Raw genomic sequence first — 15,456 nt, forward strand, 5'->3', positions numbered from 1 at the left:
CTTTCTCTGGCTGATTTCTTTTTGTATTCCGTTCGTCGTAAGTTATAAGGCAAAAAAGTAAGTAAGAAAAATACAGTTCAGCTGTCATGAGTCGGTTTTCAATGTTATTTTTTTAATTGGTTTTTTATATTTGTAATAAGTTTTGACTTTATGCAAGGCTCTGTTGTTTTATCTATCAGAGCTCCCTCCCATTTAACCTTGTTAATAGTATCAAGGTTATATCGTGGAAAATTATAAAGAAATAATTAAGGCACTCGGAGGTACAACTGTAGTTTTAGCTGCACTCTTTGGGTTTACTGGAAAGGTTCGGTTGGCAAGAATGATTGAAACATATAAAGCCAACATTCAACAGAAACTACTCGAAGTTCGAGCGGAGGTTGATAATTCCAGCAAAAAACTTAATGCTGAACTACAGAGTGCAACATATATTTCTCAGATGCAGTTGGAGCATGAATACAAGATCTATCAAGATATCTGGGCTCTATTAGTTGAGCTTGAAATTGCTACGTTAAAGTTAAGGCCGACTATGGACTATGTTGATCCAAACCAAAGTCAAGAGGAACGGGTTCGTGAACGTCTACATTTTTTTTGCAGAAAATTTAATGCAGTATTTAAAGTATTAGAGCATAATCGCCTATTCTATCCTCATGAGATATATGCGGTATTAAAACATGTTTGTGAGAAGTGTCGTCATGAAAGCATTGATAGTGAATATGTAGAAAGGAATAATCCCGAGTACTATATAGAGGCTAGGAAGAATCAACAGGAAATTGTTGCCTTGATAAATAGTGCGTGCGATACAATTAGGACTAGGTTGGGAGAGGTTTGTGTTAAATGATAAATTGTGAAGGGTTATTTTCAAAGCGTGACATTTTTACTATGGGTTAATTAAATTTTTTGAGGTGGTTTGCAGAGAATTTGTATTCCCCCCCTTAATAAAGCGTCATGAGCAGATGTAATGAGGGCATCAATGTGGATGAGCATCTTCATAAAGTATTTGATCGAATGAAGCAAGAGTTAAATCAAATTCATTACCGGTGGACTCTATATCGTCAGATGTTCGGAACTAATCCACGCAGGATTAGGCTAATAAACAAAACATCTTCGAATATTTTTGTAGAGTTTCAGTGGTTGATAATAGATTATATGGTTATTTCTTTGAGCAAGCTAACTGATAGAGCCAGAATGCGAGGAGCTGACAATCTGTCGTTCTATTACCTAATCGAGAAAGTCAGAGAGAGTGATAATGTTGAGCTTGCAGATGAATTACAGGCTGAACTTGAAGAACTCTCGATTGCATGTGAGAAATTTAGAGAAATTCGTAACAAACGAGTAGCGCACAACGATTTAGTAGTTGCTCTAGATGAATATGGCTCTCCTCTGCCTGGAGTTTCAAGGGCAGGCATTGAGAAGGCACTTTTCCATGCTCGAAACTTAATGAATAAAGTCGAATTACACTTCAATGATAGCCAGACCCTATATGAGGAAATAGTTATTCCTCTTGAAAATGATGGACGTTCAGTACTTATTTGGTTGCAAAAAGGGTTAATGTACGAACAACTAGAAGATGAGGGCGTTATTGAGTGTGGAAAATGGCGAGAGCTGGGTGACCTGGACTCATAGCAAGTCAATCAACTGTGCAGCTACGGTGCCTAGTACACTAACGCATCCTGGTTATTGAGATATTATGTGTATGTTCTTTATCATATTTATTTCAGGAGCATTTTCTTTTAATGAATAATACCAAGCCAAAAGAATCAACAATTAAAGTTCTCTTTGCACTGTCCGGAAATGAATGCGCCTTCACTGACTGTACAACTAAATTAGTTCAAGACAAAAATAACTTGATTGGAGAAATATGTCATATAGAGGCTCGTAAACCGGATGGAGCAAGGTATAATATATATAGTAATGATGAGAAAAGACGATCCGAAGAAAACCTAATTATTTTGTGCCCCACACATCACAAATTAATAGATAATGATGAGGGAACGTATACAGTAGAATTTTTAAAAGAAATGAAATTTAAACATGAATCAAATAATAGGAATAGCTCTCTTGAGTTAAGTAATAGAAATCTTGGAAAGTTGATGTTTGACTCAGGTTATTACAGTGTAAGATTCAACTGGTGGAGAGCAATAGTGATTTATAATGTTTTATGTAAACATTATCCACCGCAAGAAATAAAAGCATGCAAAGACAGTTATATTAAGTTCGAGGTTTCAGGGGTAAAAAGAGAAGTTGTGATTTCGACTGAGATTGACGTAAATAGCATTTATGGCTCTTTATACGAAGTCGAACAGCAATTAAATGAAATGCACAGGATTGACTTTGACGTTGAAATAATTTGTTTTGTCTTTTGCAATGGACTGATAGATTATAGATATTCTAATGCAGCTAATGGCATCAGAATGAAAAAGGGTGCATGTAAATACTTTAGACATTTAAATGAAATTAAACAGCGTTATGACTTTAATATTTCATTTGTTTATCTTCTAGAAGATGAATCGCATGTCGATAAATTTTTAATATTACCATTTGTTTCTGACTGTGAAATTTGTTACCAAAACTGTCAGTGCATTCCTACAGATCTGTCCGTACACAGAATCTTCCAAAAGCTTAGCGATTGGGATGGTTGTGTGATCTTTGATTGAGACATATGTGTCATAAGTGATAACTCCTAGTCCGCAGCCCACAATGAACAACGTGAATTGCACCGCTAATTTGTCCACTTCATACCTTGCCAAAAAGCTGGTGGTGTTACTGATCGCCATACCCCGTAACCAAAGAAACAGAAGGGGCGATCTGCCCCCGACTCTTTTAATGTCCCCGCTTTATATCGCCGCACGCTTGTCTGGCGCTGCCTGATTGTCTGCTGACTCACAACCAACACTCCTGTTTCTCCCCCATCAGGGCGAACAGAAAAGGCCAGGTTCACTCATACCTCGCCGCTTCCCAGGCGTGTATCGCCTGTTTGCGGGTCTCGCCCCAGTGATAGCCGCCGAGCCTGCCGTTTTGCTGGATGACCCGGTGGCAGGGGATCATCAAGGCGACGGGGTTGGCGCCCACCGCCAGCCCCACGGCGCGGGCGGCCTTGGGGTTGCCGACGGCGCTCGCCACTTGGGCGTAGCTCACCACCTTGGCGGGCGGGATCTGCAGCAGCGCCCGCCAGACGCTGATCTGAAAGTTGGTGCCGCTCACGTGCAAGGAGATGGGGCGATCCTGTGCCTTGCTGCCATCGAACATGGTGTCGATGACCCCCTGGGTGCGTGATGGCGCCTCCCTCAGTTCTGCCTCTGGCCAGTTGTGGGTGAGGGCGGTCAGCGGCGCCTGTGGGGCTTGGTCATCGAGAAATGAGAAGTTGCACACCCCCCGCGGGGTCAGGGCGACAAATGCTTGACCGAAGGGGGTGTCGTGCACCCCGTGATCGATGACCAGCCCGGCCCCGCGCTGTTTGTACTCGCCCGGCGTCACCGCTTCGAGCTGCACGAAGTGATCGTAGAGCCGCGAGCCGCTGCTCAGGCCCAGGGTATCGGCCACCTCCAGCAGCGGGCGTGACTCCTGCAGCAGTGCCTTGGCCCGCTCCAGAGTCAGCACCTGCAGATAGCGTTTGGGCGTCACCCCGGCCCAGCGGCTGAACAGCCGCTGGAAGTGAAAGGGGCTTAAGTGAACGTGCGCCGCTATCTCGTCCAGGGTGGGCTGGCGCGCCACCTGGCTTGCGATAAAACGGATGGCATCGGCGATGCGGGCGTAATCAGACATAAGGCGCTCTCACGATAGGTTTGCAGCCGCAGGATATGGGGTGCGACAAGGTCATGTGCGACAAATAGATACCCCACCATCGGCCAGCAGGGCAATGCCGGTGGTAAAGCTGGATGCATCGGACGCGAGATAAAGGGCCGAGCGGGCGATCTCCTCCGGTTGGGCCAGCCGTTTGAGGGCATGCATATTCTGCACAAAGGCAAGGCTCTCCGGCGTATCGGTAAAGGCCCGTCCCATGGGGGTGTCGGTACCCCCCGGCAGCAGGGCGTTGACCCGCACCCCTTGTGCCCCATACTCGGCAGCCAGCACCTGGGTCAGGCCAATCAGGCCCGCCTTGCTTGCGGCATAGGCCGCCATGCCGGGCAGCCCCAGAGTATGGCCGACGAAGGTGGAGGTAAAGATCAGCGAGCCGCCGCCGCGTGCCTGCATGGCGGGGATCTGGTACTTGGCCCCCACAAAGGCGCTGGTGAGGTTGGTATCCAGGGTCTCTTGCCACTGCGCCAGTTCAAGCGCCGGCACGCTGCCCGGTGTCCCCGTGGTGCCGGCGTTGTTGAAGGCGATATCGAGCCCGCCGAAACGGGTCTGCGCGAGATCCACCAGGGCGCGGGCATAGGTTTCGCTTTTCACATCTCCCGCCAGGCTCACCGCCTGGCCCCCCTCGTGGCGGATCTCCTCCACCAGCAGATCCAGCTCGGGCTGGCGGCGGGCGCCGACGACGACGCTGGCGCCTTCCCGGGCAAACAGGATGGCGCTGGCGCGGCCGATGCCGGAGCTGGCGCCGGTGATGATGGCGACCTTGTTGGACAGTAATGACATGGCAGTTCCCTCGCAGATGTGTTGTGCGGGCGCACAGGGTTGGCAGTGGATTGGACTTTCAACGGGGTCGACCCACTCTGGTTTGACCCCGCTCAGACCCCACTATGGCAACCGGCCCTCGCTGGCACGACCCGGATCTTGCTCTCTTTGCCCCCCTATCACGGTACCGTGCGCCGATGCAGGCCCTTGCGGCAACAAAACAGGGGATCTTCGGCCGTCATTCTCTATAATGCCCCCTCTTTTTTTGACTGCCGGTTTGACTGCTGGGCCAACCACCGGCAGCGCCGTTGGCCGCGAACCGGCCACCCCGATAGAGACGATGTCATGCATACCCTGGAACAGCTGCGCGCAGGTGAACTCTGCGGCGCCCGCCACCTCAAACTCGCCGAAAACCTGACGGAGTTCCCGCCCGAAATCTTTAGTCTCAAAGAGACGCTGGAGGTGCTGGATCTCACCGGCAACCAGCTGAGTCGACTGCCTGATGAGCTGGCCGAGTTCAGCAAGCTGCGCATCATTTTCTGCTCCGAGAACCGCTTTACCGAGCTGCCCGAGGTGCTGGGGCGCTGCCCGGCACTCACCATGGTGGGCTTCAAGGCCAACCAGATTGTCACTGTGCCTGCTGCGTCGCTGCCGATGGGGCTGCGCTGGTTGATCCTGACCGACAACGCGGTGGAGCAGCTGCCCGATGAGCTGGGTCAGTGCGGCGCCCTGCAAAAGCTGATGCTCTCAGGCAATCGCCTGCGCGAGCTGCCGGTGACCCTTGCCAACTGCCAGCGTCTGGAGCTGGTGCGCATCGCCGCCAACCGGCTCGACGCGCTCTCGGATTGGCTGATGAGGCTGCCGCGTCTTGCCTGGCTGGCGTATGCGGGCAACCCCTTCAGCGACAAACAGGAGCAGCGGCTTGGCCAGTGTGCCTCGGTAGTCGACATCCCGTGGGCTGCACTGACGGTGGGCGAGCTGCTGGGGCAGGGGGCATCCGGTGTCATCCATCGCGCGGAGCTGGCCACGCCGGCGGGGCCGCGGGCGGTGGCGGTCAAATGCTTCAAGGGGGCCGTGACCAGCGATGGGCTGCCCCGCTGCGAGCTGGCGGTGTCGCTGGCGGCTGGTCGTCATCCCCATCTGGTCGGGGTCGAGGGGCGGGTGGGCGATCACCCCTCCGGCATCCCGGCGTTGGTGATGGCGCTGATAGACCCTGATTTTATCAACCTGGCGGGGCCGCCGAGCCTGGACTCCTGCACTCGCGACATCTACCCGGCCGATGCCCGCTTTACTCCGGCTGCGCTGCTGGCCATGGTGCAGGGGGTGGCGAGCGCTGCGCTGCATCTGCACGGGCGCGGCATCCTGCACGGCGATCTCTACGCCCACAACATGCTGCACTCCTTGCAAGAGGAGGGGCGGCTGCTGCTCGGGGATTTCGGCGCCGCCTCCTGTTATGAGCGAACCGATGGTGAGCTGGCCGGCTTGCTGGAGCGCCTGGAAGTGAGAGCCTTCGGCTGCCTGCTGGAAGAGCTGCTGGCCCGCTGTGCCTCCCGTGACAACAGGCTGGATGCCCTGCATGCGCTAGTGGATGACTGTCTTGCCGAGGTGGTGGCGGTGCGTCCCGGCTTTGCCGAGATTGCCGCAAGGCTTGCTGCGGTGGCGCCGGTCATCTGCGCCGAGCCAGTTTTGCTCTGATCCGGCTCGCCCTGCCGTCGCGGTAGTAGCAGGCGCAAAGCAGGCGAAAAAGAGCAGGAGTGGATGACAAAAAGATGTCAAAAGGGGGCCTTCGGGCCCTTTTTTGTTTTGTTCCGCTTTTTTGGGCAAAAGTTGCGGCTGCCGCCTTGTTGGTGCTTGCGTGCAGCGGGCTAAGTTGTGATATTGAGGCATCTTTACATGACAGGGGTGACTGGATGGAAGCGGCTTTTTGGCATCAGCGTTGGGAAGAGAACCGGATCGGCTTTCATCAGGCGGATTTCAATCGCTGGCTGCAATCCTGGTGGTCGGCCCAGCAGCAGGGCGAGCCCGTGCTGGTGCCCCTGTGCGGCAAGTCCCGCGACATGCTCTGGCTGAGCGGGCAGGGCCATCCGGTCGACGGGTTCGAGCTCTCGTCCGTCGCCATCAACAGCTTTTTCAGCGAGAACAAGCTGAGCGACACTGTGAGTGCCGAGGGGCCCTATCAGTGCCATCAGCACGACAGCCTGCGCATCTATGAGGGGGATTTTTTCGCCGCCCCCGAACTTGGCCGCCGCTATCGGCTGGCCTACGACAGGGCGGCTCTCATCGCGCTGCCGACCGCCATGCGCCGTCAATATGCCGAGCTGATGAGCCGGCTTATCGAGGCGGGTGGTCAGATCCTGCTGGTGACTCTGGAATATCAGCCGGAGCAGCAGCGCCAGCCGCCGTTCTCGGTGGGGGAGATGGAGGTGCGCACCCTGTTCGAGCGCCACTTCCAGGTTGAGGTGCTGGGGCGAGCGGCCGAGCTTGATCACCCCAGGGTGCTGTCGGGCCAGCTCTCCTACTTCGACGAGGTGGCCTACCGGCTGGTGCGCCGTCCAGAGGCTTGACCAAAAGCGTGAGCCGAGGCGATAAAATTCGCCATAAAGCTGCAGCTGGTTGACTCTTTATTACCTCCTTTGACATAGATCAACGTGACAAGGGAGGGGAGTGCCTAAGATGAGCCTGTTTCTCAATCACTGTTGTCATCGGCAGGCGCGCTCTGGTTTGGGACTGCCCGCCGACCATCAACTCAGTGTCTGATTTTCACGCTCATGTTCACTTTTGGCGGCTCTGGTCGCAATTGATTATGGTTTTTCCAGCCGACCCCACGGGGTCGGCTTTTTATTGGCTGCAAGAAGGGGAACAGGAGGCCTGATCAGGCCTCGAAGGTGACGGCATTGAGTCGGAACGAACGCGGGTCGTCTATGAACTGGCCGGTGATGCGCTCGTCGTGCTCGTGGCCCTGGCCATAGCTGCAGAGGATCAGCCGATCCGACGTTCTCGATCTCAGCTGGGTGATAAAGCGCACCAGATCGGCGCGGCTCAGGTTGCCCACCTCTTCGCACACCCTTTCGCGCTGATCAAAGCCCAGATCCTTGTTGCCGATGCTGACCCACAGCCGCTGGCCCCGACTGCGCAGGTTGGCATCCCGCTCGCTCAGCTGAGCCTGCAGGCCCGCCTTGCTGTCCTGCCACTGGCGGGCGGTGAGTTCGAGCATGGCCAGCGGAAACAGGTCGATGAACTCCTCCACCGCATCCAGCAGGATCTGCGGCCCGGCCACCGGCGACTGAATGTAGAAGATGAGACCGGGATGGCGGTTGAGGGGCAGGTTGCCGGCCCCCACCACGTAGCCGAGCTGCTGGCGGGTGCGCAGCTCGTGAAAGAAGGTGGAGGACATGATGTGGTTGGCCAGGGTGAAGCAGGCCAGATCCCGCGCCCGGGTGGTGTGCGACTGGTAGTAGACCAGCAGGGCCGAGTCTTCATGCTCGCAGCCCTGTTCGCGAATGAGGGTGCCCCTGTCCTGAATGGAGATGAGCGGGCGACGGGTTTCGGCACTGGGCTGGCTGTTGACGCCGAGGTGGCGCTCCAGCAGGGCGGCGAGCTCGAGGGCCTCGGCGGCGGTCCAGTCGCCGTGCACCAGGGTCTCTACGTGCACCTCGGCAAAGAGGCTCGCCACGAAGGCGGGCATCTCGTTCAGCTCGACGCTGCGCAGGTGGCGCAACAACTGCTCGAACGGCGGGTTGTTGGGCTGCAGCAGGCTGGTGAGCTGGTTGAACAGCTGGGAGATGGGGCGCGCCTTGGACTGGTTATCCCAGTTGCGAATGAGCTGCTCTTTGATCTCGCTAAAGCGGGCCGGATCCGGGTAACCCAAGGTGCGGTTGCCGAGGATCATGTCGAGCAGCAGTGGCTGCTTGTCGGCAAAGCCGCTCAGGTTGATGGTAAAGCCGCCCTGGTGGGCATAGATCTGGTAACCGAGCCCCGCCAGCTCCGCCGGGTAGGTGAGGGCGTTGAGGTGGTCGGTGAGCAGTTCCACCGCGAGGCGTGCCATAGCGATGTGGCGCGGGCTCTTGACCGCGTGCTCGCTGTCGATGGAGATGTAGAGGTTGCCCTTGGGCACGCTGAACTGATGCTCGTGCAGGTGCCAGAGCCGAAAGCCGGGCCGATCGATGAGACAGGCGGGCATGTCGGCGATGAGCTCGGGCGTGCGCACGTCGAGCCGGTTGCTGATGAAGGGGTTGGGCAGCGGCAGGGCCAGCGCCGGATCCGGTTCGCTCTGCTGCCAGCGGATCTTCTCCGCCTCGGTGATGGTGGTCACGCTGTAGGGGGTCTGATACCAGCGGGCCAGCCGGTCCGTGCCGAGCTCCGGCGCCGTGATGGTCAGGCGCAGGTTGTGGGGGGTGAGCTTGGCGAGCAGGCGACGAATGAGCGGCTCGTCGTATGCGCGCATCATGTAGTCGCCGTAGAGCAGGTCATCGGGAGCATAGCTGAACAGGTTCAACACCAGCCCGGAGACAGTGTCGAGCGCCCGGCCCCGCTCCTGGAAGCGGAAGGCGGACTCAAGCACGGTGCGTTTCTCTTCATAACGCCAGGTTTCCACCCCGCCGCGCTCGATGAGCTTCAAGTAGCCGAACAGGGCCGCCACTATCTCGTTGACGTGCTCGAGCCCGAGCGGGGTCAGCCCGAAGTTGACGCCAAAATCCTTGAAGTTGGCGCCGCTGATGCCACCGCCGGCGGAGAGCTGGTTGACCCAGCCCTTCGCTTTCAGCAGAGAGAGCAGGCTGCCATCCCCTTCGTAGCCGATGAGGTGGCTCAGGAAGGTGAGGGGCTTCTTGTCGTAATACTCATCCACGTTGGGCAACGGGAAGGTGAGCGCGAGTTTGCGGGTCTCCTTGACCGGGTTGATCTGGATGCGAATGCCCAGATCATCGAGCCGGTAGAGGGGCATCTCGAGGGTCGGCGTTCCCAAATTGCGATTCAAAATGGGAGCGAAAAAGCGATCGCACCAGCCGAGCTGAGTCTCGATAGTGGCTGGCGAGATCATCACCAGCGCCATGCGATCCGCACTGTAGTGGGTTTCGTAAAACCGGATGAGGTCGGAGCGCAGATCCCGGCCGGGCAGGTCGGCCAGGGTATCCAGGTTGCCCACCGAGAATTTGGCGAAGGGGTGAGCGGGATTGACCGTCTCCTTATGCACCTGGTAGCTGCGGCGCACGTCGTCCTGCAGCTTGAGGCGGTATTCGGAGTCGACCGCGTTGCGCTCCTTGTCTACCCACTCGGGATCGAAGGTGGGGCAGATGAAGAACTGGGAGAAGCGATCCAGCCCGGCCTCGAAGAAGCCGTTGTCGATCTCGAAGAAGAAGTTGGTGAACTCGGTACCGGTCCAGGCGTTGTTGCTGCCGCCATGACGGCTCATAAATTGCTGGTATTCACCAGGTTTGGGATAGGTGCAGGTGCCAAGGAACAGCATATGCTCAAGGAAATGAGCCATCCCCTGCCGGTCCGCCGGATCGTCGAAGTGGCCGGTGTTGACGGCCAGGGAGGCGGCAGACTTGTCGGTGTCGGGATCGCAGATCAACAAGACCCTGAGCCGGTTTGCCAGCTCCAGATAGTGGTACTGCCGATGGTCGTTGGGACTGGCATATGGGCTCATTGGCGCGTGACTCTTGTTGGATTTATTTGAATTTAAACATGATTATCGACCCCGCTACCCGGTGAGGCAAACCCTTTTCTGAGAGGTAGCGCAATTGTTTCCCCCGGCATGGCGGGGTAAGATCCCCCCGCTATCAAAACAGGCCCGTTGGGCGAGGTTGTAATGAAAATCTACATCATGCGTCATGGCCAGGCTGGCATGAATGCGAAAACAGATGAACAGCGTCCACTGACCGAGCAGGGAATCGAAGAGTCCATCCACATGGCCCGCTGGCTGGCCCCTCAGCTTGGCGACAAGCTGGATCGGGTGATCCACAGCAACTATCTGCGCGCCAAACAAACCTGGCAGAGCATATGCAGTGAATTACCCAAGGCAGGGGCCGTCGAAGAGAGTGGTGACATCACCCCCTATGGCGATCCGGCCTTCGTGGCAAGTTACCTCACCGCGCTGGCGGCCAAGCACGACAGCATTCTGATGGTGAGCCACCTGCCGCTGGTGGGATATCTGGTGCAGAGCCTCTGTCCGGCAGCCGGTGCCCCCATGTTTGCCACCTCAGGTCTGGCCTGTATCGAGTGGCAAGATGGCAAGGGGGTCTTGCTCTGGTTGGAAGGACCACATACAATACGCTAAAAGTTAATAAAAAGTTATAGATTGGTTTTTTGGGGAAGAGAGTTGCGATTTTTCCGGATTTTTATACAGAATTTACGGAATTATTTCGCAGAAGCTGCTGTCATACGGATACAACTGCAAGAGGTTGCAAACGATGAGAGTGTTCAAGAAGTACCTGCCGCTGATGGTGGCAAAACATGTCAAAACCTTCTTCAAGGGGCGGATTTACATCCACGGCAGAGGACGCTTTGACTTCCAGTCCGGCCTGCTGATGATGCCCACGTCGGCGGACATTCCCCACCGCCAGACCGTGGTCGAGGTCAACGAGTTGATCTCGAGGCTGCACATGGATGCGGCGTGATTGCTTCGTCACCTCGCTGATCCGCGTCATGCCCGCCACCGTGCGGGCATGACTGTTTTTGGGCTCCCTCCGGCCTCTTCAGCGCTGTTCGAACCCCTTTATGTCAGCCAATTCTGCCTTGGCGGCACGGCGCTTGCTAATCCTGTTGACCCCCCTATACTGCCGCCAGAAATACCCGCTGCTTTTTTCTGGATATAGTGATGCCACTTGCCTTCTTGTTTCCCTTCTCCTGCATGGCCATCTGGGCCGGCAACGCCATCGTCAGCAAACTGGCGGTGGGGGTGCTCTCGCCGGCGGCGCTGGCCTGGTCGCGCTGGATGGTGGCCGCCATCATCTTGACGCCGTTCCTTGCGCACCGAGCCTGGCGGGATCGCGCCAAGCTGCGCGCCGGCTTCTATCAGCTGGCGGCGTTGGCCCTGCTTGGCATGGTGCTCAACCAGACCTTCGGCTATTACGCGGCGCAGACCCTGGGGGCCACCGAGATTGGCCTGATGATGGGGCTCACCCCCTTGATGACGGTGCTGCTCAGCATCTGGTTGCTGCACGAGCGCCCTACCTGGGGGGCGCTGCTTGGCGGCGTCATCTCCATCCTGGGGCTGGCGATTTTGCTGGGGCAGGGGGATCCCGCCCGTCTCTTTACCCAGGGCATCCACATCGGCTCCGTCTACATGCTGCTGTCGGCGGGCACCTATGCGCTTTACAGCGTGTTGCTCAAGAAGTGGGATCTGGGGCTCGACAACTGGTCCATGCTCTACGGCCAGGTGCTCTGCAGCCTGCTGTTTCTCACCCCGTTCTACCTGCTGGTGGACGGGCAATGGCCGGACGGCCGGGCACTCTGGCTGATCCTCTATGCGGGGATCCCGACCTCGGCCCTGTCGCCCTGGCTGTGGATGCAGGGCATCGCTCTGCTCGGGGCAAGCCGCACCGCCATCTTCATGAACCTGCTGCCGGTGATGACCGCCGCTCTGGCCATCAGCTGGCTCGGCGAGAAATTGACCAGTTATCATCTGATCGGCGGCGGCATGACCCTGTTTGGGGTGCTGCTGGCCCAGTTGCTGGTGCAGCCTGTGGTGCTGCGCCGGCGCAGGGTGGCGTTGGCCGCCTGCCGGGACGAGTGAGAAAAAAGACCGCCGAAAGGCGGTCTTTTTGTCTGCGGGGTAGCGAACCTTATTGCGCGGTCAGATAGAGGTCTTTCGAGTAGACCAGATCCTGCGGGTTCTGATAGGGGTAGCCCTTGATGTTGGGTTTGAGCAGGCGGGACTTGACGTAGAAATAGACCGGGGCGATGGGCGCTTCTGCATCGATCAGGGCCTCGGCCTGCTGATAGAGCTGGTTGCGTTCGGCCGGATCCCTGGCGTCATGGGCCTTGGCCAGCAGGGCGTCATACTGCTTGTTGAACCACTTGCCGCTGTTGGCGCTGCTGCTGGAGGTCATGATGTCGAGGAAGGTGGAGGCATCGTTGTAATCCCCGTTCCAGGCGTAGCGGCTGACCCCGAAGTCCCCTTCGTTGAGGGCCGACACCATGGTCTTCCACTCCATGTTGTTGAGCTTGGCCTGCACCCCCAGGTTGTGCTTCCACATGGAGGAGATGGCCAAGGCTATCTTCTTGTGCCCCTCATTGGTGTTGTAGAGGATGTCCACAGCCAGCGGCTTGCCAGGGCCATAACCCGCTTCGGCGAGCAGCGCCTTGGCCTGCTTGATCCGCTCCTCCTTGCTCATCTGCTCGCTGGCCGGTCGCTTGAGCTCGAAGCCGTCCACTATGGGAGGCGTCAGGCTGAAGGCGGAGATCTGACCCTGCCCCAGGAGCTTCTCGGTGATGGTGTCCCGGTCGATGGCCAGGGAGAGCGCCTTGCGCACCTTGGGATTGTCGAACGGTTTGCGCTGGGTGTTGAACACGTAGTAGTAGGTGGCCAGGGTCGGCACGCTCACCAGCTCCTGCGGGCTCTGCTGCTTGAGCTGCTTGTACTGCTCGAGCGGATAGCTGGTGTAGTGCAGCTCGCCGGCGCGATAGCGGTTGTAGGCGGCGGTGTCGGAGACGATCTCCAGATAGAACACCTTGTTCAACACCGTATGCTGGTTGTCCCAGTAATGGGGGTTGCGCTCGGAGATGAGACGCTCGTTGGGGGTCCACTCCTTGAGCACGAAGGCCCCGTTGGAGACGATGTTGCCCGGCTTGACCCACTCATGACCGAACTTCTCGATGGTCGCCCTCGGCGCCGGGAAGGTGGTGTAGTGGGAGAGGGTCTTCAGGAAGAAGGGCACCGGGTTTTTCAAGGTGATCTGCAGGGTATGGGCATCGAGCGCCTTGATGCCCAGCGTATCCGGGCTCTGCTTGCCCTGAATGACCTCGGCGGCATTGGTGACGCCGGTCAGCTCGATGAACCAGGCGTAGTTGGAGGCATTCTTGGGATCCGCCGCCCGCTGCCAGCCATAGACGTAATCGGCCGCCGTCACCGGCTCGCCGTTGGACCATTTGGCATCGGGTCTGAGCTTGAAGGTGTAGACGGTGCCCGTGGAGTCGAGCTCGTAGCCAAGGGCGCCGGCAGGCTGCAGCTTGCCGTCCCCGTCCAGGGTGTAGAGCCCCTCGAACAGATCGTTGACGATTTCGCTGCCCGCGCTCTCTTCCACCATCTGGGGGTCGATAGAGGCGGGTTCGGTACCTATGTTGCGGATGAAGGTTTGCTGTTCTGCCGGCAGCAACTTGGTACCGGCCGGTACCTGGGCTGCCAGGGCGGGGAGTGCGAACAGGGCGGCAACCGTGCCGGCAATGAGTGTCCTTTTCATTGAATATCCTTATGTTTTTTTGCTTCCAAAGCCGGGCCAGTGTGCGGGATTGATGGCGAGATCTCAAGAGGCAGACAGGTCCCCCATGGCATGTGTCCCAGATAGGGGGCATGGCGGGGATCTTGCCACCCTCATGGCGACATCTTCGTGAGTTTTTGCCACGAATTAACATCGAAAAAGTTACCGATTGAAACCAGATTGAGGGCTATTTCGGGCGAAAAAGGCGGGGGAGATGTGCGTTTATTCAGCGGCTTAATTCGCTGCAAAAACAAAAAACAGGCGTTACATTAGGTTACAAAACAAGGCTGCCGAGGATCGGCACTTTTTTTGTCTATGCGTGCAAACGTTTTCAAAGCCAACGGAAACGATCTTAAAGGAACAATAATGCGAAACATGATCACCATGGGCGAGTTCATCGTCAAAAAGCAGGCGGATTATCCCACCGCGACCGGCGAGCTGACCTCGCTGCTCAGCTCCATCCGCCTGGCCGCCAAGGTGGTGAACCGGGAGATCAACAAGGCGGGGCTGGCGGACATCATCGGCTCCATGGGCGCTGAAAACGTGCAGGGCGAGGTGCAGCAGAAGCTGGACGTTTACGCCAACGAGCGCTTCAAGGCGGCGCTGGAAGCCCGTGGCGAAGTGTGCGGCATGGCCTCCGAAGAGGAGGAAGATTTCGTCTCCTTCGATTCCGAGCTCTCCCGTCACTCCAAGTACGTGGTATTGATCGACCCCCTCGATGGCTCCTCCAACATCGACGTCAACGTCTCCGTCGGCACCATCTTCTCCATCTACCGCCGGGTCAGCAAGCCGGGCGCCGGCGTCACCCTGGAAGACTTCCTGCAGCCGGGCAACCGCCAAGTCGCCGCCGGTTACGTGGTCTACGGCTCCTCGACCATGCTGGTCTACACCACCGGCTTTGGCGTCAACGGCTTTACCTACGACCCTTCCATCGGCTGCTTCTGCCTCTCCCACGAGAACATCCGCATTCCGGAGGAGGGCAAGATCTACTCCATCAACGAGGGCAACTACATCAAGTTCCCGGACGGGGTGAAGAAGTACCTCAAATATTGTCAGGAGCGGGACGAGGCTACCCACCGTCCTTACACCTCCCGCTACATCGGCTCCTTGGTCTCCGATTTTCACCGCAACCTGCTCAAGGGCGGCATCTACATCTATCCGTCCGGCACCAACTCGCCGAACGGCAAGCTGCGCCTGCTCTATGAGTGCAACCCCATGGCGTTCCTGGTGGAGCAGGCCGGTGGCAAGGCGTCAGACGGCTTTGGCCGCATCATGGACATCCAACCCACCGCGCTGCACCAGCGTACCCCCTATTTCGTGGGCTCCACCAAGATGGTGGATCGGGCCGAGGCCTTCATGCGCGAGTTCTCCGCGCACGAGAACCCGGCCAATCAGGCATGACGGTCAACGTCACGGGATAAAAAACGGGAGCCATCAAGGCTCCCGTTTTAGTTGGGCGAGCGGCTGGCCGCTCCATCAC

General features: G+C 57.1%; 13 protein-coding genes. 9 read left to right on the plus strand and 4 right to left on the minus strand.

The window, feature by feature from the left end; translation table 11 throughout:
- Positions 1–223: 223 nt before the first annotated feature.
- From PG900_RS01665 to PG900_RS01675, 3 genes are all read left to right on the plus strand, one after another.
- The gene (locus PG900_RS01665; protein ID WP_152545713.1) at positions 224–838 is read left to right on the plus strand and encodes a hypothetical protein; all 615 of its coding nucleotides are present in this window, start codon (positions 224–226) and stop codon (positions 836–838) included.
- Between the two features lie 134 nt (positions 839–972).
- Positions 973–1,623: an AbiU2 domain-containing protein gene (locus tag PG900_RS01670; protein ID WP_085735070.1), complete on the plus strand. Its 651-nt coding sequence runs from the start codon at positions 973–975 to the stop codon at positions 1,621–1,623.
- A gap of 110 nt (positions 1,624–1,733) precedes the next feature.
- Positions 1,734–2,654 carry an HNH endonuclease gene (locus PG900_RS01675; protein ID WP_139835214.1) on the plus strand — a complete coding sequence of 307 codons (921 nt, stop codon included), beginning with the start codon at positions 1,734–1,736 and terminating at the stop codon, positions 2,652–2,654.
- 280 nt (positions 2,655–2,934) lie between these two features.
- Here the strand turns inward: PG900_RS01675 and PG900_RS01680 are convergent, their stop codons facing one another.
- A complete protein-coding gene (locus PG900_RS01680) occupies positions 2,935–3,762 on the minus strand; it encodes a bifunctional transcriptional activator/DNA repair enzyme AdaA (RefSeq protein WP_043161705.1) in 828 nt (275 codons plus the stop codon).
- A 51-nt stretch (positions 3,763–3,813) separates the two neighbouring features.
- Positions 3,814–4,578, minus strand: coding sequence for an SDR family oxidoreductase (locus PG900_RS01685; RefSeq protein ID WP_270830778.1), 765 nt, complete (start codon positions 4,576–4,578; stop codon positions 3,814–3,816).
- A gap of 324 nt (positions 4,579–4,902) precedes the next feature.
- Here PG900_RS01685 and PG900_RS01690 point away from each other — a divergent pair, with 324 nt between their 5' ends.
- Both PG900_RS01690 and PG900_RS01695 read left to right on the plus strand, forming a co-directional pair.
- Positions 4,903–6,252 (plus strand): leucine-rich repeat-containing protein kinase family protein, encoded by a 1,350-nt coding sequence (locus tag PG900_RS01690; RefSeq protein ID WP_270830779.1) that lies wholly within the window; start codon positions 4,903–4,905, stop codon positions 6,250–6,252.
- A 215-nt stretch (positions 6,253–6,467) separates the two neighbouring features.
- Complete coding sequence (locus tag PG900_RS01695) at positions 6,468–7,121, plus strand: thiopurine S-methyltransferase (RefSeq protein WP_016350923.1); 654 nt, start codon at positions 6,468–6,470, stop codon at positions 7,119–7,121.
- Positions 7,122–7,429: 308 nt separating this feature from the next.
- Here PG900_RS01695 and PG900_RS01700 read toward each other — a convergent pair whose 3' ends face one another.
- A complete protein-coding gene (locus PG900_RS01700) occupies positions 7,430–10,204 on the minus strand; it encodes an insulinase family protein (protein ID WP_270800767.1) in 2,775 nt (924 codons plus the stop codon).
- 162 nt (positions 10,205–10,366) lie between these two features.
- Here PG900_RS01700 and sixA point away from each other — a divergent pair, with 162 nt between their 5' ends.
- The 3 genes from sixA to PG900_RS01715 all read left to right on the plus strand — a co-directional run bounded on the left by sixA (position 10,367) and on the right by PG900_RS01715 (position 12,292).
- Positions 10,367–10,834: a phosphohistidine phosphatase SixA gene (sixA, locus tag PG900_RS01705; protein WP_011705868.1), complete on the plus strand. Its 468-nt coding sequence runs from the start codon at positions 10,367–10,369 to the stop codon at positions 10,832–10,834.
- A gap of 133 nt (positions 10,835–10,967) precedes the next feature.
- Positions 10,968–11,174, plus strand: a complete 207-nt coding sequence (locus tag PG900_RS01710; protein ID WP_016350921.1) for a DUF1107 domain-containing protein — start codon at positions 10,968–10,970, stop codon at positions 11,172–11,174.
- A 200-nt stretch (positions 11,175–11,374) separates the two neighbouring features.
- The gene (locus PG900_RS01715) at positions 11,375–12,292 is read left to right on the plus strand and encodes a DMT family transporter (protein WP_270800770.1); all 918 of its coding nucleotides are present in this window, start codon (positions 11,375–11,377) and stop codon (positions 12,290–12,292) included.
- A gap of 49 nt (positions 12,293–12,341) precedes the next feature.
- Here PG900_RS01715 and PG900_RS01720 read toward each other — a convergent pair whose 3' ends face one another.
- Positions 12,342–13,958, minus strand: coding sequence for a peptide ABC transporter substrate-binding protein (locus tag PG900_RS01720; protein WP_270830780.1), 1,617 nt, complete (start codon positions 13,956–13,958; stop codon positions 12,342–12,344).
- A 384-nt stretch (positions 13,959–14,342) separates the two neighbouring features.
- Here PG900_RS01720 and fbp point away from each other — a divergent pair, with 384 nt between their 5' ends.
- The gene (fbp, locus tag PG900_RS01725; protein WP_024943968.1) at positions 14,343–15,377 is read left to right on the plus strand and encodes a class 1 fructose-bisphosphatase; all 1,035 of its coding nucleotides are present in this window, start codon (positions 14,343–14,345) and stop codon (positions 15,375–15,377) included.
- Positions 15,378–15,456: the final 79 nt, after the last annotated feature.

It is taken from the genome of Aeromonas sp. QDB03, from assembly GCF_027707985.1.
Taxonomy (GTDB): Bacteria; Pseudomonadota; Gammaproteobacteria; order Enterobacterales; family Aeromonadaceae; genus Aeromonas; species Aeromonas hydrophila.